Raw genomic sequence first — 17,419 nt, 5'->3', positions numbered from 1 at the left:
GCATCCCCATGAAAGCATTGCGTTTCCACGCCGCCAAGGATCTGCGGATCGAGGATATTCCCGAACCGCCCCGGCCCGGTCCCGGCCAGGTGCTGATCCGAAACCGCTATGTCGGCATCTGCGGCACCGACCTGCATGAATATGCCTCGGGCCCGATCTTCATCCCGACCGAGCCGCATCCCTATTCCGGCGCCCATGGCCCGCAGGTGCTGGGCCACGAGTTCGGCGGCGAGGTCGTGGCGGTGGGCGAGGGCGTGACCAAGGTCGCGCCCGGCGACCGGGTGGCGGTGCAGCCGCTGATCATGCCGCGCGGCGGCGAATATTTCGCCGACCGCGGCTGGCACAACCTCTCGGGCAGCCTGGCGCTGGTCGGGCTGTCCTGGGTCTCGGGCGGCATGGCCGAAATGGCGCTGCTCAACGACTACAATGTCGAGAAGATCCCCGACGGCATGACCGACGAAGAGGCCGCACTGGTCGAACCGACCGCCGTCTGCGTCTATGCCTGCGACCGCGGCCGGATTACGGCGGGGAACTCGGTGCTGGTGACGGGCGCCGGCCCCATCGGCATCCTCGCACTGCTGACCGCGCGGGCCTTCGGCGCGACGCGGCTGTTCGTGTCGGATGTGAACGACACGCGGCTGGCGCTCGCCGCGGAGGTGGTGCCCGGCGTCGTCGCCATCAACCCGGCGCGCGAGGATGTGGGCGAGCGGGTGCGCGCCGGCACGCAGGGCGGCATCGGCTGCGACGTGGCGCTGGAATGCGTGGGCAACGACCGCGCGCTGCAATCCTGCCTCGATGCGGTGCGCAAGCAGGGGGTGATCGTGCAGACCGGGCTGCATCCCGGCAAGGGCAGCGTGGATTTCTTCCAGCTGACCTTCAAAGATGCCGAGATCCGCGGCTCGTGGTGCTATCCGACCCATGGCTGGCCGCGCACCATCGAACTGATCGCCTCGGGCGCGATCCCGGCGCTGCGGGCGGTGACCAAGCGCATCGCGCTGGACGATGCCGTGGCCGAGGGTTTCGAGGCGCTGCTGGACCCCGCCGGGACGCAGCTTAAGATCCTGATCGACCTGTCGCGCTGAAATCCGCTGTTCCGGCAATAATGCTGTGCCGGGGCGGGGATCGTGCTATCTTCGCCCGGCGGCTTTGGGAGGAGCCCATGGCAGGGATATCGAACACCGGGGCGCATGTCCTTGAGGTCATCGGCGTGGCCGAAGGGCGCAACTCGGGCCGCGATGCGGATGTGCTGGCCTCGTGGCGGCGCTGCGTCAACGACCACCGGCTCGACCCGGCCCGCCCCAGCGCACCCCGGATCGTCACCCAGCGCGAGCTGACCCAGCACCGGCAGGATTCCGAGGAACTGCTGAGCGTCGCCCGCCACGGCATGGAGGACCTGTATCGTCGGGTGAACGCCATGGGCTATGTGCTGCTCCTGGCCAATGGTCGGGGCGTCACGGTGGATTCCATCGGTGATGCCCAGCTGGACCGCGAATTGCGCCATGCCGGGCTGATCTCCGGCTCGGAATGGGACGAAAGCCATGTCGGGACCAATGGCGTCGGTGCCTGCCTGGCCACCGGCCAGGCGATCACCGTGCATCGCGGCGACCATTTCGACGTCGCGCTGACGCCGCTGTCCTGCACCGCCGTGCCGATCCACGACACCACCGGCAGCCTGCTGGGCGTGCTGGACCTGTCGCATCTGCAGGCGCCCGAGGACAAGATGAGCCAGGCCCTGACGCTGGAGGTGATGAAATCCTGCGCCCGGCGGATCGAGATGGCGAACCTGGTGCGCCGCCACCGCGCCGACTGGATCCTGCGGTTGCACCCGTCGCCCGATTTCCTGGACGTGGACCCGATCGCGGCGCTGGCCATCGGGGCGGACGGGCGCATCACCGGCATGACGAACAATGCGCTGCGGCTGGCCGGGCCGGGCCGGCCCCTGATCGGGCGCCGCATCGACGAGGTCTTTGCCTGCGACATCGACGACATTCCCCGGCTGTCGCGCACCCAGGCGCAGGTCGAGGGCTGCCTGGAAATGCAGGCAGGCGGACGGGTCTTCGCGCGTTCCGTCCCGCCCTCGGCCCCGCCGCCGCGCCGCGCCGACCAGCCCGAGCTGCCCCAACCCTTGCGCAGCATCCATGGCGGCGACCCGGCGATGCGGCAGCTGGCGCTGCGCGCGGGCAAGGTGCTGGACCGGCAGATCAGCGTCATCCTGCAGGGCGAGACCGGCACCGGCAAGGAATACGTCGCCCGCGCCATGCACGATGCCTCGCGCCGCCGCGGCTCCTTCGTCGCCATCAACTGCGCCGCCCTGCCCGAGGCGCTGATCGAAAGCGAGCTTTTCGGCTATGTCCCCAACGCCTTCACCGGCGCCCATACGCGCGGGAAAAAGGGCCTGATCCGCGAGGCGCATGGCGGCACGCTGTTCTTGGACGAGATCGGCGACATGCCCTTGGGCCTGCAGGCGCGGCTGCTGCGCGTGCTGTCCGAGCGCGAGGTGCTGCCGGTGGGCGCGACCCGGGCCGAGCCGGTCGATATCCGCGTGATCTCGGCCACGCATCGTGACTTGGCCGGCCTGGTGGCGCAGGGGCAGTTCCGGCAGGATCTGTTGTACCGACTGAACGGGCTGGTCCTTGAAATCCCGCCGGCGCGGGCGCGCGCCGATCTGGAATGGCTGATTGAACGCATCGCCGCCGCGACCGACGGCCAGCCCTGTTTCTCGCCCGAGGCGATGGCTCTGCTGCTGTGCTACGACTGGCCCGGGAACGTGCGCGAGATCATCAATCTGTGCGAGCTTGTTTCTGCGATGTACGATGGTGCTTGCGTCTTGCCCGACCATCTGCCGGGTGCGATAGCCGATCGAACCGCCACAACCCGACTGCCCGCAAGCACCGTATCCGAGGATGACCTGCTGCAACTACTCGTTGAACACGGCGGCAACGTTTCCGCTGCGGCCCGCGCGGCGAAGATCGACCGTTCGACATTCTATCGCCGCTTGCGCAAGTCGAAGATAGGAACCGTCGCTTGACCGGCTACTGGTCAGAAAGCCCCGCGCGGCGGCATCTGGCGATGGCGAAAGGCAGCAAGGGCGGGAGAGCAGGCATTCACGAGATCGGCCCAACCGAGTGGTTAGCGAGCAATGCTGCCACTCAGTTTATCCGCGGCAGTGTCGAGCACCTTGAAGTGTTGACACTGCATTTCCGCCACCTCACTCAACCGGCACGCCGGCGCCGCAGTTCTGACAGGCGAGGATCGGCCTCGGTCCTGCACGCGTCGGCGAGGGCCTCGAGAACCTCGTCGATGTTGTAAGGCCAGGCCGCGCGGGTCCTCAGGATGTAGAAGATGCCCGAGATCACCGCCCACTCCGCATCGCTCAAATCCTGCCTGCCTGTCATGCTCACTCCGGTTCCCAGAAGTGAATCACCGCAGAAGGAAACAGGGAATCCCGATCATGGGTTCACAGCCTAAGCGGTGGGTCCGGCGCCGCAGATGGCGGGGTTCGTGGCGCGGCCGGTGGTGGTGCTGACCATCTTCGTCCCTGCGCTGCCGCGCTGACGGGGGCTGCTTCAGGGAAGTGGGCGCGCGCCGCAGACGGCGCGAAATCGTAAAAATTGCAGCAGGCCTGCGCATCGGGATCGGGCATCCTTTGGGCATCAGGGAACACCCTCGCGCCACGGCCCGGCATCCGCAGAACACCAGCCCGGCCGCATAACATTGACGCAGGGACCAGCCGGGCGAGGCTGATGGCGGGGCTTTTGGCGCAGCCATGACTGCTTAAGCCGTTGACTCTAACCAAGCAGCGGCGACGAAATCGGCCCGATCGGCTCCCGGCCGCAGAAAAGAACAATTCACAACCTGCGGGTGCGCAGTGCTTGCGCCAGGAAACGAGTGTGTTTACCAGTTCCTGTAAAGTTATGACTAATTGTTCTTGCAAGTAGGGTATCCCCCGAACGGGACACGATGACCGTGCAAGCGCGCAGCTTCCGCTGGACCCAGCAGGGCGGGAAAGGAAGCCTGCAGCGCACCGGTGATGTGGTGGTCAGTCCGCCAGCCGTGCGACTGCCGCCGGGGGCGACGAAGATCATCCGGGTGGTCCGCACCAGCAAGGCGCCGGTTCGCGGTGAGGAAGCCTATCGCATCATCATCAACGAGGTCCCGGACCAGGCCCTCCGGCGCGGCGGTGCCGTGAACTTTGCGACCGAATTGCGCATCCCGGTGTTCTTCTCGGGGCGGGGCACAAGCAATCCTGCGGTGGCGTGGTCGCTGCGTAACGCCGGCAATGCGACCTATCTAGTGGCGCAGAACCAGAGGTTGGTCGCAACACTTGAAACTTCTGGAAAGCGAGGAAGGACCAGTATTGTGAAGAAATCACATTACCGCCCGCCATGGATTACACTGGCGTCCGTCGCTCTCATGCATCTGCCATGCTCCGCATCAGCTGATGAAGCGGAGTTTTCCGAGACGGCAAACCGAGCCTGCCGCCAGATCATCGATACCAGACCCGATCAGGTTATCGGCAAAGGGCGGACGGCGAGCGCCGAGGTTGTCGCGGCGTCCCTCAAGCGAACAGAGCTGTCGGACGACGTGCGCCGTGCGCTGCATGACGACATCGCAGCCAGCCGAGATGAATTCAGCCGGAGCTTTCGCGCCTTGGCAAAGCTTGTCCCCCCTGCCGAGCGGCAGGAAGACCGGGATATTTTCATAGCTTTCCTTGAAGGCGAGGTGGCGCTGCAGACCAACCGTCTGCAGTGGCTGGAGAACCGGACAAGCACGTTGATCCCGGCCTCCGAGTTCGGGCCCGCCACCGAATTGGTCAACGAAGCGATGCAGCGGCTGGACTTTGCAGGGCGCGATTGCCAACTGATCGCTCAGGACGTGGACATTCCCGACGATCGTCGGATCTTCGTCCGGAAGGCCGCAGCCGCCTGCACCGAAATTGTCGTCCGCCGATCCGAACAGGACCATGAGGGCAATCGTGACATTGTGCTGGCCGGGCTTGTGGATGCGCATCGCGGGGCCCTTGAGCTGCCCAGACCCGAACTCGATGCCGCACTGACGGCTGCCGAGGCCGAATGGCAGAGGTCGTTCCAGCAGCTTTCCGATATTCCGGCCCAGCTTGCGCCTGATGGTGAAAGCTGGACCCGGTTCCTGCAGCTGTTCCGGCAGATGGCAGAGGTCCAGCGATCGCGTTTGCTGGTCCTGCACTCGGCCGCGGAAGACCCGTCGGCGGCCTACAAGGCGGTTCGTTCCCCGATCATGGACGTTGAGCTGTCGGCACTTGACCTTGAGAATACCGACTGCCGAAGCATTCATTTCTGATCGTCAACCGACGCCGCGGCCGGGCAGGGGCGGCAGATGGAGGCTGCCCGAGATGTCGCGGATTTCGCGGAGGATGGCCTCGGGGGTCACCTCGCCTGTGCCGAGATCATGGCGGAGCCGCACCGCGATATCCGTCTTGCAGGGTCCCTGGCCCTTCCGCGCGGTGCTGCAGGCAAGGATATAGCTGCGGATCACGTCCAGCCGCTGCGGGTCCAGACGCGCGCCGGTGGGAAAGGCGAGCTTCGGAACATGTCCGCCGGCGGGGTCGGCCGAAAGCGCCCCTGCGGCAGCATCGACAAGCTGGTTCCGGACTTTCTTGGCGGACAGGAAGGCGGGGTGAACCCTCAGGTTTTCGGCAGAAATGCGGTCCGTCTCCGGTCCGATCCCGGTCAGAAAGCTGATGTCATCGCTTGGCGTCCTGGCCAGCGTCGTCTCGAAGGTCAGCAGGGCAGGGGGACGGGCTGTCTCGCCCGGTTTCGGCAGCAGGATGCGCAGCTTCAGGCTGCGCTGCTCGGGTGTGGCGTCGGGGGGGAGGGCGGATCGGAACGCCGCGATGCAGGGTGTCAGGCGGTCCAGTGCGGGTTGCTGATCCTGCACGGCAAGGTCCAGCTCGACGACCGTGGTGAATCCGGTCCCGGCCTGCGCGTCCTGAACCGCAAGCGGCACGATGCCGCACCGGGGGAAGGCTGCGTTCAACGCCCTCAGCTTGACCCCTGCGGAAACGCCGGCTGCATAGGCGCGGTGCAGGCGGTCCTCGCAGGGCGACGCCGGACGGCAGCGCGAGGCATCGCGGTCGACGCCAAAGCGGATCCGCGTGAACGGATCGCCCCTGATCGCGAAAACGACGTCGTAATGGTCCTTTTGCAGATGCGCGCCGACCAGCTCCAGCTGGCCGGGATAGGTCGTTTCGACCAGTGCGGTCGCGGCCTCGACGGCCGCCTGTCGATCCGCACAGGCAGAGAGAAGGGCACAGAGCCACAGCGCGAGGAGCCAGCGTCCGGCAAGGGCGAAAACCTTTCCCTTCGGGCCAGCGAGCATCCCTCAGTCCCCGGTGCCGATACGCAGCGCGGGCAGGTTCCCTGCCATCAATGCATGGGTGGCCTGGTTGAAGGGCCGGGGCGTGTCGTCGTGCCCGGCTATGCGCAGGATCGCCGCGCAACCGGATGGTTGGCTCTCGGCGACGCTTGCCTCGGCAAGATCCTCGGCCGTGCCGTCCATTTCCCGCCACAGGTTCGCCGCGCCGTCCACTGCCGCCTGCGCATCGGTGCAGTCTGCATAGGCGAAGGCAACGACCAGGGCGGGACCCTCGGAGGTTTCCAGATCGGCCAGTGCTGCACCCTGCCAAAGAGGCAGCCCGCTGGAAGCCCCGGCGGCGGCCTGTTCCAGGGCAGCGCGGGCTTCGTCCGGGTTCTTTCCGGCAAGGGTCGCGGGATCGATGCCGCCGCCCAGCCCGTGCCACGGGTTGAGGAACGCCGCCTGCAGCACCGCGCCCTCTTCTGCTTCCAGCGCATCCAGAAGGATCCTGCCGGCCAGCGTGTCCAGAGCCGAGGGCCCGCCCGCCAGAAGCGGCTCCAGCGCCGCGGCGTCGCCCGCTTGCAGCAGGGCCGGGCCTGAAAGCCCCACGACCGATGCCTGCCCCATCGGGCCGCGCCATGGGTCGGCGGGATCGCGCGTGGCCAGATCGACGATGCCCGGCTCTCCATTCGCGATCATCTTCGACGGCAGTTCGGTGAAGCCGCGTCCCGAGAGGCCGGAGAACGCCGTCGTCGCAGCTTCCGCGTCCGCAAAGCCCCAGACCGAGACCGCGCCCGGCGGTTGCCCGATGCCGGCAACGAAAGCCAACGTGGCGCTGTCGATCCCGGATTTTTCGGCAAAGCTTTCCGGGGAGCCGAGGGCAAGCGCCTCCGCCGGGCGGATGCCGCCCCCCAGCAGGGCGCGAGAAAGGGCCTCGCGCCCCAGCGCGCCACCATGGGCTTCAGCGATGGCGGACAGATCCAGATACCGCGCGACATCCGGCGTGAGGTCGGAAAACACCGTGTCGGGAAGGACCGACAGCACCGCATGCAGGTTCGAGTCTTCGGCCACTACCGGGGTGGCGACAACAAGCGCAAGCGCCAGCGCGGGGACGAGTCGGTTCATCATCTTTTCCTTCATCTGGGTTGAGAGGGTAAGTCGGGACAAGTCACGTCGTAATCCGCCACGAGGGGTCCTGCCGGCAGGTTCAGCTCGCCGAAGGTCAGGACCGAGGCGGTGGCTGAACCCTGAACGAACGACAGGGTGCAAAAGACGAAGCCGGTCCCGGAACAATGCTCGACCCCGGTAAAGCCGTTGGCCACAAGCTCGGCCGCGATAGGGTCCGAAGGTGGCGCAGGTCCGGCCGGTTCCCAGCCATGGTCGGCCAGCAGGATGTTCGCATCGCCAAGGGTCAGGCCATGGATCAGCGGCATCCGCAGCGCTCCGCCGCAAAAGATGTCGAAGGGCGGCAGCGGGACGATTGCGGGGACATTTTCTGCCAGCATGATGTCGGCCACGGGCCGGGACAGCATCGCGCCGTCCCAGATGCGCAAGCGGTCGCCGCTGCGGCGCAGATGCGCTATCGCGGTACCGCCCGGTTGCGAATCTTCCACAAGGGCCAGCAGCTCCGCGCCGTCGAAGATGCCGACGCGCCCACCGCTCAGGACGCAGGCGCCGCTGGTCATCGACCGCGATCCGGCGACGAAGCTCACCGCCGTCAGCGCGCCGAGCGGCGCTTCATCGGTAACCGCCCAACCCGCACCACCAACCACCTGCCCCGCGGCTGTCCGGGGCTCAACCCCATGATGCCGGCACAAGCCCAGGTCGATCGGGGCATCGGCCTGCGGCAGCTCTGCCCCAGGTTTGAGGGTGATGCCTGTCGCCGCCGGTTGCGCCGCGGCCGGCACGCCGCAGAGTGCGACAACAATGATCGTCCGTCGGATCGGACAACGGGACAGATGGCTTACACCCATGAATGCCTCCTTTCTGCCCTTGTGACGACCGCCGCGGGCAGGATCTTGGCGAAGGTTCGCCGTGTTACCCGCCTTCGGCACGTTCTTCGCTTTGCTTGCGCGTCTCTCTGTGATCCTGTGCATATGTGACGATGAATTATGGCGGCTCGGTTCGGCAGGCATACAGGTTGCGCGATATTCGGCCCGAAATGGAAGAACAGGCGCTGCTGGCGCGCGTGCGCGCCGGCGATGCCGCGGCGTTCGAGGCTCTGGTCGCGACCCATTACCGCTATGTCTTCCGTATCGCCTATCGCTGGCTCGGGCATGAAAGCGATGCCGAGGACGTGACCCAGACCGTCTGCATGCGGCTGCCGCAGGCGATCCGCAGCTTCGACGGCCGCGCCGCCTTCACCAGCTGGCTTTACAAGGTCACGCTGAACGCGGTGCGCGATCTTCAGCGCAGCCAGCAGCGCCGCACCCGGCTGGCCGATGCCGTCGCCGTGGTGGCCGAGGACAGCCACCCCCCGGATCAGGAGGACGCTCTGCGTGTCGCCGACATCTGGCGGGCGGTGCTTGCGCTGCCCGACAAGCAGCGCGATGCGGTGATGCTGGTCCATGCCGAGGGGCTGAGCCAGGCCGAGGCCGCGCAGATCATGGGCTGCAAGGAGGTGACCGTGGCCTGGCATATCCACAAGGCGCGCAAGACGCTGCGGGGGGTGCTGTGACAAGCCGGCTGTCCGATCCGCTTGACCTGCTGCGCCGGATTCCCACGCCCGAGCCGGACCCGGCGCGGATGCAGGCCACCATCGCCGCGGCGCAGGCGCGCCTTGCCGATCCTCCGCCCGCGCCGCCGCCCGCACCGCGCCGCCTTGGGTGGCGGCTCTGGCTGGCCCCCGCGGCAGGGGCGCTGGCGGCGCTGGCCGCGGTGACGCTGCTGATGCCGCAGCCCGATGAGCCGCAGCTGGCCGGCGGCGCCCCTTCAGCTGAGGGGCGCAGCCCTGCGCGCGAAGCCGTCGAGGCGCCCGACCGGCTGGCCGAGGCGCCCCAGGTCCGGGACGGCGCATCCGACCCCGCCGGGCCGCCGGGCCGGGTTCTGGGAACCCGCCCGCCGCAGCCAGCGTCCCCGGCCGACCACGGGCTTTTGGCCGTCGCGCAGCGCCATGATTTCGAGGGGTTCCAGCTTATCGTGCGCGAGGGCGGCGATGGCGTCTCCCTGTCCTTCCAGCGCGACGGGGCCGAGCAGGCGTTCGACCGCCGCAGCCTCGATCCCGGCGTGGAGTTCGCACTGCTGGACGCGTTCCTGCTGGCGCCCCCGGGCGGACCGGAACTGCTGCTTCTGCAAAGCCGTCTCGGGGATGCGACGAACTGGGACGTGTTCATGGTCCGCCCCGACGGCATCCGGCTGTCGGCCGAACTGTCGCGGCGGGTCCATGACGCGCCCGACCGCGCTGCCGCTGCAGGCCGGCTGGCCGCCCCCGAATAAGCGCCCAAGGTTCGGGCTGCGCCCCGCGTCCCATGGTGGAACGATGATTTCGGGAAAGGAACCGCCATGTTCCGCTGCATCCTTGCCGCCGCGCTGGTCCTGTCTGCCTCTGCCGTGCAGGCACTGTCGATCGAGCCCCTGCCGGTCTCGGCGGACGGGGAACAGTTCTGGGGCCTCGGCACCACGGGAATATATTGCGTCAAGGCACCCTGCCCCTGGCGCGGGGTGTTCCGCATCCACCCCGACGGAACCCGCGACCGCCCGCTGTCCGGCGCCGACATGACTGCGCCGCCCCCTCTGCGCGCCGGCGACGCCGACCGCGCCCGCATCGAGGATGCCTTTGCCCGCAGCGGCTGCGTGGTGGCCGAGGGGCATTTCGAGGGCGAGACGCTGGTGGTCCTGCGCATTGCCGGGGAATGCCGCCACTGGTTCCCCGAGCGGCCCGCGGAATGACGCGCGCGCTGCTGCTGGTCGCGCTGCTGCTGGGGGCCGGGGGCGCGGGCTTTGCGCTGTCCGGCCCCTGCGGCTGGGTCGGGCGGGTCGCGGGCGGTGGCGGCTGCCTTGCAGCCTTTGCCCTGCGCGATCTGGTGGTGACGGGCGACGCGCTGGTCACCGATGCGCAGGGCCGGCTGGTCATCGGCGGCATCGACTATCGCCCCGGACGCCGCGACCGGCTGCAGGCGCAGATGGTCGTGGCCACGCTCGACTCCGCGACGGGGGCCGAGAGCGCCCGCGCCGATCTGGGGATGCAGGGCCGGCCCGAGCAGTTGCGCCTGTCGCCTGACGGCACGGCCATGGCGATCAGCTGCAACGCGCTTTACACCTGCGACCTGCCGGGCGGCAGCCAGCCGCGCGAAACCCGCGTGATGCTGTTCGACCGCGACGGCGAACGGCGGTGGTTCGCCGGGATCGAGCACCGCCACGCGCCCCCCGATGCCGATGGCCGCGCCTTCGAGCTGGGGTTTTCGCCCTCCGGCAATGTGGTCTTTGCGCATGTCGCCTTCGACGCGGCCTCGGGCCAGGTGATCCTGACCCGGCAGCACCCGTCGCCTGACCCCAACGCCCGCCTGCCCGCGGGCGCCGAGATCCGGCCGGGCGCCACCCGGCTGGCGCTGGACCTGCCCGATGGCTTTATCCCCTTTCTGCGACTGGACAGCGCCCGCTCGCCCGATGGCGACCGGATCGCCCTCCTCGCCCGCCGCTTTTCAGGGCCGGGCAAGATCCGGGCCGCGATCCGTATCCACGACATTGCCAGCGGACGGCTGCTGGCTGCGCATGACATCGACCGCGACCTTGCCCCGGCGATCCTGTGGCATCCACAGCGCGATGCGGTGATCGTGGCGCTGGCCGGAACGCCCGCGGCCGGAGCCGACAGCGAATTGCGGCTTTACGCGGCGGGGGCAGGGGAATGAGGCGAGGCCAGCTGATCGCCGCGGCGGTGGCCGCGCTGGCGCTGGTCGGGGCGGCGGGACTTGCGGCGTGGCACGGGTCGCGGACCTGCGGCTGGATCGACCGTGCGCTGGGGCGCTCGGGCTGCCTTGGCACTGTGGTGTTCGAGGGCGTGGCGCCGTCGCGCAACAGCATTGCCCAGCCACTGGGCGACGGTCGCGTGGTGATGGCGGTCGAGATGCGCACCCCCGATGGCTGGCGCCCGGGGCTGCTGGTCTTCGACCCCGAAACCGGCGCGGAAGGCGGGCGGTATCCGCTGCCGCTACGCGGCGGGGTCGCGCGGCTGTTCCTGTCGCCTGATGGGACCCGCCTGCTGATCGCCTGCGGCGTGATCCGGCAATCCTGCACGGAATCGGGCGGCGATGCGGTCGTCACCCAGCGTGACGACCTGCGCGTGTTCGCCGATGCCCCGGTGGAGGACCGGTCTCTGACCGCCTATCCCGGCACGCCCACGCCGCCCGAGGCATACGGCTTCGAGGCCGTCTTTGTCGCGCGAGGGAGCCGCATCCTCGCCGGCGGCAGCACGAGGCCGCTGATCCTGCTGGACGCCGACGGTACGAGGATCGCGGAACTGGCCACGCACGATATGTCAGCCTTTCCAGCGGCCGTCTCGGACAGCGGCATCATCGCGCGAGGGGAGCCCGGCGCCCCCGAGCGGGGCGGCGACCGCCTGCGGTTCTGGGATGTCCAGGACGGGGCCGAACTGGGCCGGGTCGAGGGCAGTGCCGGCTGGAGGCTGCGCGCCCCGCCCTTCTGGTCGGAGGATGGCGCCTCGCTGTTCGTCCCCCGCAGCCAGCGCGGCGTGATGCTGCTGGACCGGTTCCGCGCGCCCTGAGCGCCCCGCCGCCGATTGCCCGGCGGGCTATTTGTCGTCGCGCCAATAGACGCGGCCGTCGATGATCAGGTTGTCGGGCGCGGCGGGGTCGCCGTTCTGCAGCCGGGCCGCGAAATGGCGCTCTTCGCCCTCGGGGCCGGTCAGGATCAGCGCGTAGCCTTGGAAGCGATAGACAAAGCGGGTCTCTTGCTCGGGGCTCAGTGCCGAGGTGATGAAGCTGGTCCCGACCCTGCCACCGACGAAACTGTCACTGCTGTGCAACAGGGTGCCATCTGCGGCAAAGTCGAAGCTGCGGTCGCGTCGCAGCCCGCCCGGGGCGATGTCGGTCATCGCCCAGCGGCCGGAAATGGTCCCGCCCTCCGGCATCGGCAGCAGTCGTTCGGCGCCTGCCAGCTCCAGCGTCGTGCCGTCCGCCGCGGTCAGCACCACATCCTTGCCGTGCTCGACCCAGGTGAACCAGCGTCCGGGTTCGCGCGCCCGTGACATGTCCAGCGCCAGATCACCGAAGGGCACCGGCCAGTCGTGGCGCATGGCGGTGCCGTCGCGCAGCAGCACCCAGATGTCCTCTTGCCGATCCAGATAGCCGTTGCCGGCACCGTCCAGCCGGGTCGAAAACTCGGCGGTGTAAAGCACCCGGTCGACATCGGCGGACCCGATCCGCGGCCCCGGCGCGGCCAGCAGCTCGGCCAGCTCGGGCGGGCGCGGTTCCAGCTCCACCGGGCCGGCGTGGGCCAGCGGCAGGCCCGCCTCGGCCGCGTTGAGGATGCTGCAGTCGCGCAAGCCGATCATGCCGCCGGGGGCATCGTCGCGGACCCAGTAGACCTTGCCGGTCAGCACCGCTGTGCTGCCGACAAGATCGTCCATCCGCTGCTGGCCGTCCTCGTCGGCAAAGCGGCGGCAACTGGCGGCAAAGCTGGATTGCCGGTCGCCGCGCCATTCGCGCAACTCGCTGTCCGAGATCACGCGGCCCCGGAACGCCAGCCGCCCCTGTGGCTCGAGCAGCGCCAGCAGATGCTCCTCGCGCGCCTCGCGCAGGGCGCGGTCGGACTGCGCGCCGGGGGCCGAGCCGATTTCCGCCATCGCGGCGCTGGCCCAGGCCGAGAATTGCGCCAGCGGCTGGACCGCCGCGAGGAGCCCCGGTTCGATCCGGGGCGGCATGGGGTCGGCGGGTCGGACGCCCAGGTCGCGCGCGATCCGGCGGGTTTCCCGAAGGGTCGGGCGCAGCGCGAATTCCTCGGATTTCAGCCGATCGGGCAGGCCGGTGCAAAGCTGCGGCTTGGTGGTGATCTGTTGCGCCACGGCCGCGGCGATCTGCGCGTAGGCGGCCTCGGTCTGTTCTGCCAGCCCCGGCGCCGCATCCTTCAGCGCGGCCATGAGCGCGTCATAGCCCGCCGCGTCGTTGCGATGCGACCAGCCGGCCAGCGCATCCCGCAGCGCCACCCGGTCCGCATCGGGACGCCCCGCACAATGCCGCGCATGGGCGCGGGCGTTTTCGGCGCGGCTGAACAGATCGGTGACGGAATCACTCAGTTCGGCCAGCGGGTCGGCATGGGCGGTGCCGGCCAGCCCCAGGGCAACCAGCACGCAGAACAGGTGGGGGGCGGTGCGCATCCGGCCGCTCCTGCGTTTCGTCGGGCTATTGCCCGGAATATTTCGCCCGCATCTTGCGGCCGGTCTCGATGCCCAGCCGCCGCGACTCCTCGGCCAGCCAGCGGTCGGCCGAAGCCTTGCCGTCGCGCTCGACCCGCATCCGGTAGCGGGGGGCAAGCTGGCGCTTGTGCTCTTCCATGATCCTGGCGCCCTCGGCCCGGGCGCGGGCTTCGGCCTGGGGCGACATCTTGCCGGACTTGGGCTTGGATGCAGGGGACTTTCCGGCTCTGCCCGGGCTGGCGTTCTGTTGTTGATGCAGCCGCAGGTTGTGTTCCCGCATCGTATCCAGGTGGATGCCCAGATAATCCTGCGCCGAAGCCGGTCCGGCGGTGGCCATGGCGCCCAGCAGGACCAGGGCGAAACGGGATTTTCCAGTCTTGTTCCCCAGTAACGTCATAAGCAGGGACCTTTCATTGAGCGCCGCAAGCAGGCGGGTTGGAACATGCGTCGATACCGGTGCCGGAGCAGCTGCAGGGCGAGGGGCGTCGTGCATCCTCAGCCCCCCGGTTGCGGCAGAGGTGCCTCGGCCAGCGCCCTGATCTGCGTCGGACGCAGCGTGGACAGCCCCTGCAGGAAGGTCTTGGCGGCCTCGTTTCCATAAGCGCGGTGGCTGACGCCGAACAGCATCACCCCGGGCCCGCCCGCGGCCTCGGCCAGCGGCGCATAGCGATAGGCGTTCCATTCGACGATATATTCGCCCGCCTCGTCCTTGCTGCTGACGATGAAATCCAGCAGCGCCTCGCCCGTGGCCTCGTTCTGGACGATATCCATGTTGACCAGCGGGTCCGTGGCCTTGCGTTGGGTCAGCATCTCTGCCTGCGCTCGCACCGCATCCATCACCCCGATGTCGCCCGCCACCGTTTCCACCAGCAGCATCCGGCCGTAGCTGTCCGGGGTTTCGCCCGGCGGCAGGTATTCCTGCTTGGTATGGTTTTCCGCCGGGCGCGCGGACCAGGCCAGCGCATAGCTGTCGCCGGCCAGCGCGATCGGGCCGGGCAGGCCCAGATGATCGGTCGTCTGCGCCTGCGCGGGTGCCAGCCAGAGCGCGGCGGCAAGCGCGGGGACAAGGCGTCGCAGCGGTGCGGAAATGGTCATGGGAAGGCTCCTCCTTGCAGCGTCGATCAGCGGTTTTCCAGCCCGTTGGCGGTGCGTTCGCGGCGGATCTCGTCGCGGCTGGCGTCGACCTTGGAGATCAGCCGCTCCAGCCCGCCCCGCACCTGGGCCAGCTCGGCCGCGTGCCCGGTCTTGGAGGTGACGTGGTTGTCGGTTGCGGCGTCCCAGTCCAACGCCCAGCGCATCGCCGCGATCCATTCGTCGGGGTCGCCGGCGATATATTCGTTCACCGGCCGGCCCACCTGTTCCGTCAGTGCCGAAAACAGGATGCGGTCGTCGGCCTGCGCATCCGGCACGGCCAGCATGAAGCGATAGCGCAGCTGGCCGGCATACATCCAGTTCGCCGCCTCTTGCCCCTTGCCTTCGGCCAGCAGCCGGCTGGCGAGCACGTAAAGCGCCGAAGGGTGCAGCGATCCCGCCTGCGCCACGATCTGCGCCGAGGACATGGTGTCGAGGTTCTCGGCGGTACGTGCGTGGCCGGGGAGCAGCAAGGCGGAAGAGAGCAGCAGCGCGGCGAGCAGGCGTTTCATCGGGTGAACTCCATCCTCTTTGCCCATGTGACGCCATCAGAGCGCAGAAGCTTGGCGATGTTCAATCGTCGGTGCTTCTTTTGGGCACGCAGTGGGGCTCGCGGCTCAGGCTGAGGCCACCGCCCCAATTCCAGCGGTTGACGAGCCGCCACTCGATCCGCTCGCACCCGCCACCGCCCCCGGCGGCCGCTGAGGTCTCGGCCCTGGGTGATGTCTCGTCTTGCCGCGGTGCGGGGGCAGGTTCGGACGAGGGCAGGCTGACGTCGAACAGGAAGACCGTGATCATTTCCGCATCCGGCGCCGTGCCGGGGGTCTCGGTGGGGATGCGGCGCAGGGTGAGCTTGCCCTTCTCGGGCCCGATCTGACCGGTCAGGATCATGTGGAAACCATCCAGCTCGGTCACGGACAGGACGCGGCCTGCCGCCGTGATCTCGGTCGGCCCGGTCTCCGACAGGCTTCGCCACGCCCCATCCTGGTCCGGGGCAAGCGTCACGCTCAGATCGAGGCTGCCGCCGTCGTCGAGCGCCGCCGTGGTGCTGAACAGGATCCGGTCCTCGCCCGACGCTGAAAACCGCACCTCGGCGTCGCCCCGGGCACGGTGCATGCGATGGCCACCATCCACCGGGAAGGCCTCGACCGTCATGCGTCCGGTATACGGCTCTCCGACCGCGGCGGGAAACGACATGGTTTCGGCAAGGACAGGCGCAAAGGCGAACAATCCCGCCAGCAGCGCGACGGCCAAAAGATGGAATTGTCTCATCGCGTCCTTCCTTCACCAAAAGCGGGGGCTCCAATCTCAAGACGTGGCGAGTGCTGCTGACCTTGGTCCGTGTCCTGTCACGGCGTCCCGGCATCTCCATATCCGGTGCCGAGACCCTTGAACAAACTCGCAACCCTTGCATGCGTTGCCTGCTGATGAGCTCGATCTTCTTGATCCAGCGTTTACGTCCTCTGCCATGGGCCGTGTTGGCGGTGGCGTGGCAGATAGCTCTGCGGACAGAAATCTGCTGCTGGTCAGCGGGTAAGCCCAGGGTGCGCCTGACCCTTCTATTTATCTATTCGCCTGACCTTTGATGTTTCTCGCATCCCTGCTAGGGTCAGGACTCGTTCTCGTTTCATAGCCAGAACATGACGGTTGCGGCGAGGGCGACGGCGGAGAGGAAGACCGTGGGACACCTGTCGTAGCGGGTTGCAATTCGTCGCCAATCCTTCAGCCGTCCGAACATGATCTCGATGCGGTTACGCCGTTTGTAGCGGCGCTTGTCGTGCTTGATAGGCTTGTCGCGAGACTTCCGGCCCGGGATGCAGGGCTTTATTCCCCTGTCTTTCAACGCTTCTCCGAACCAGTCGGCGTCATAGCCGCGATCAGCGAGCAGCCAGTCCGCCTTTGGCAAACTGCCCCGCAGGGCCGCCGCGCCGGTGTAGTCGCTGACCTGGTCTGCGGTCATGAAGAAGCGGATCGGGCGCCCATCGGCATCGGCAACAGCGTGCAGCTTGGTGTTCATGCCGCCCTTCGTTCGGCCGATCAGACGACCTCGCTGATCGCCGGGGCCCCCTCGCGGCGCAGCAGAACGAACAGGCGCCGGTACCGATGCTCTGCTCGTCCGTGAATCTCGTTCGCTTCATTGTCCGTCCTCAAGTTGGGCCGGACTCTAATCGACGGTGAAGGAAAAATCCCGTGGCAGGTCACGGGCTACATCGAGCCCGCCGGCACCCGGGTAATCCTCCCCGTGGTTAAGGGGATGCGAAGGTAGAATTTTCTCGGCAAGATGGACGAGGAGATTCCGATGAAGAAGAGCCGTTTCACCGAAGCCCAGATCATGGGCGTGCTGCGCCAGGCGGAGGGCGGGCTGCCCGTTTCCGAGCTTTGCCGCGAGCATGGGATCAGCAGCGCGACGTTTTACAAATGGCGCGCGAAGTTTGGCGGCATGGATGCATCCATGATGAGCCAGATGAAGGCCCTCGAGGATGAGAACAGGCGACTGAAGCGCATGTTCGCCGATCTCAGCATGCAGGCCGATCTGCTTCGAGAGGCTCTGGGAAAAAAGTGACGCGGCCAGCTCAGCGCCGGGAG

General features: G+C 68.0%; 17 protein-coding genes and 2 pseudogenes. 9 read left to right on the top strand and 10 right to left on the bottom strand.

Annotation, left to right across the window (positions count from 1 at the left end; translation table 11 throughout):
* Positions 1-8 precede the first annotated feature (8 nt).
* Entirely contained in the window at positions 9-1,082 is a 1,074-nt protein-coding gene (locus tag BLW83_RS14700) for a 2,3-butanediol dehydrogenase (RefSeq protein WP_090849053.1), read from the top strand.
* A 77-nt stretch (positions 1,083-1,159) separates the two neighbouring features.
* A complete protein-coding gene (locus BLW83_RS14695) occupies positions 1,160-3,028 on the top strand; it encodes a sigma-54-dependent Fis family transcriptional regulator (RefSeq protein WP_090849051.1) in 1,869 nt (622 codons plus the stop codon).
* Between the two features lie 184 nt (positions 3,029-3,212).
* On the opposite strand, the gene BLW83_RS14690 is transcribed toward BLW83_RS14695, so the two are convergent.
* Positions 3,213-3,395, bottom strand: coding sequence for a hypothetical protein (locus BLW83_RS14690; protein ID WP_073063740.1), 183 nt, complete (start codon positions 3,393-3,395; stop codon positions 3,213-3,215).
* A gap of 565 nt (positions 3,396-3,960) precedes the next feature.
* Here BLW83_RS14690 and BLW83_RS14685 point away from each other — a divergent pair.
* On the top strand, positions 3,961-5,319 hold the full coding sequence (locus BLW83_RS14685; protein WP_090849049.1) for a fimbrial biogenesis chaperone: 1,359 nt from the start codon (positions 3,961-3,963) through the stop codon (positions 5,317-5,319).
* A gap of 3 nt (positions 5,320-5,322) precedes the next feature.
* Here BLW83_RS14685 and BLW83_RS14680 read toward each other — a convergent pair whose 3' ends face one another.
* The 3 genes from BLW83_RS14680 to BLW83_RS14670 are packed head-to-tail and all read right to left on the bottom strand — an operon-like array spanning position 5,323 to position 8,429.
* Positions 5,323-6,357: a hypothetical protein gene (locus tag BLW83_RS14680; protein WP_090849047.1), complete on the bottom strand. Its 1,035-nt coding sequence runs from the start codon at positions 6,355-6,357 to the stop codon at positions 5,323-5,325.
* A gap of 3 nt (positions 6,358-6,360) precedes the next feature.
* The gene (locus BLW83_RS14675) at positions 6,361-7,458 is read right to left on the bottom strand and encodes a hypothetical protein (RefSeq protein ID WP_218139149.1); all 1,098 of its coding nucleotides are present in this window, start codon (positions 7,456-7,458) and stop codon (positions 6,361-6,363) included.
* Between the two features lie 11 nt (positions 7,459-7,469).
* A complete protein-coding gene (locus tag BLW83_RS14670) occupies positions 7,470-8,429 on the bottom strand; it encodes a hypothetical protein (RefSeq protein WP_143042861.1) in 960 nt (319 codons plus the stop codon).
* Between the two features lie 44 nt (positions 8,430-8,473).
* On the opposite strand from BLW83_RS14670, the gene BLW83_RS14665 reads away from it, so the two are divergent.
* From BLW83_RS14665 to BLW83_RS14645, 5 genes are all read left to right on the top strand, one after another.
* On the top strand, positions 8,474-9,010 hold the full coding sequence (locus BLW83_RS14665) for an RNA polymerase sigma factor (protein WP_218139148.1): 537 nt from the start codon (positions 8,474-8,476) through the stop codon (positions 9,008-9,010).
* On the top strand, positions 9,007-9,768 hold the full coding sequence (locus tag BLW83_RS14660; protein ID WP_090849041.1) for a hypothetical protein: 762 nt from the start codon (positions 9,007-9,009) through the stop codon (positions 9,766-9,768). Before BLW83_RS14665 ends, BLW83_RS14660 begins: the two co-directional genes overlap by 4 nt.
* A gap of 66 nt (positions 9,769-9,834) precedes the next feature.
* A complete protein-coding gene (locus tag BLW83_RS14655; protein WP_090849039.1) occupies positions 9,835-10,221 on the top strand; it encodes a hypothetical protein in 387 nt (128 codons plus the stop codon).
* Positions 10,218-11,180: a hypothetical protein gene (locus BLW83_RS14650; protein ID WP_090849037.1), complete on the top strand. Its 963-nt coding sequence runs from the start codon at positions 10,218-10,220 to the stop codon at positions 11,178-11,180. Before BLW83_RS14655 ends, BLW83_RS14650 begins: the two co-directional genes overlap by 4 nt.
* Positions 11,177-12,052 carry a hypothetical protein gene (locus tag BLW83_RS14645; protein ID WP_090849035.1) on the top strand — a complete coding sequence of 292 codons (876 nt, stop codon included), beginning with the start codon at positions 11,177-11,179 and terminating at the stop codon, positions 12,050-12,052. The genes BLW83_RS14650 and BLW83_RS14645 overlap by 4 nt, the downstream gene beginning before the upstream one ends.
* A gap of 27 nt (positions 12,053-12,079) precedes the next feature.
* On the opposite strand, the gene BLW83_RS14640 is transcribed toward BLW83_RS14645, so the two are convergent.
* The 6 genes and pseudogenes from BLW83_RS14640 to BLW83_RS14615 all read right to left on the bottom strand — a co-directional run.
* Positions 12,080-13,663: a hypothetical protein gene (locus BLW83_RS14640; RefSeq protein WP_090849033.1), complete on the bottom strand. Its 1,584-nt coding sequence runs from the start codon at positions 13,661-13,663 to the stop codon at positions 12,080-12,082.
* A 25-nt stretch (positions 13,664-13,688) separates the two neighbouring features.
* Complete coding sequence (locus BLW83_RS14635; protein WP_090849031.1) at positions 13,689-14,099, bottom strand: hypothetical protein; 411 nt, start codon at positions 14,097-14,099, stop codon at positions 13,689-13,691.
* A gap of 98 nt (positions 14,100-14,197) precedes the next feature.
* Positions 14,198-14,797: a hypothetical protein gene (locus tag BLW83_RS14630; RefSeq protein WP_218139147.1), complete on the bottom strand. Its 600-nt coding sequence runs from the start codon at positions 14,795-14,797 to the stop codon at positions 14,198-14,200.
* Between the two features lie 26 nt (positions 14,798-14,823).
* Entirely contained in the window at positions 14,824-15,345 is a 522-nt protein-coding gene (locus BLW83_RS14625) for a hypothetical protein (RefSeq protein WP_090849030.1), read from the bottom strand.
* A gap of 61 nt (positions 15,346-15,406) precedes the next feature.
* Positions 15,407-16,105 (bottom strand): hypothetical protein, encoded by a 699-nt coding sequence (locus tag BLW83_RS14620; protein WP_090849028.1) that lies wholly within the window; start codon positions 16,103-16,105, stop codon positions 15,407-15,409.
* A gap of 355 nt (positions 16,106-16,460) precedes the next feature.
* Positions 16,461-16,910: pseudogene (locus BLW83_RS14615) on the bottom strand (IS5 family transposase); the annotation flags it as partial.
* A gap of 222 nt (positions 16,911-17,132) precedes the next feature.
* On the opposite strand from BLW83_RS14615, the pseudogene BLW83_RS14610 reads away from it, so the two are divergent.
* A pseudogene (locus BLW83_RS14610) lies at positions 17,133-17,419 on the top strand (transposase); the annotation flags it as partial.

Source organism: Paracoccus alkenifer, from assembly GCF_900108405.1.
GTDB classification, from domain to species: Bacteria; Pseudomonadota; Alphaproteobacteria; order Rhodobacterales; family Rhodobacteraceae; genus Paracoccus; species Paracoccus alkenifer.
The sequence above is the reverse complement of the archived record's forward strand: the minus strand, read 5'-3'. Positions and strand labels throughout refer to the sequence as shown.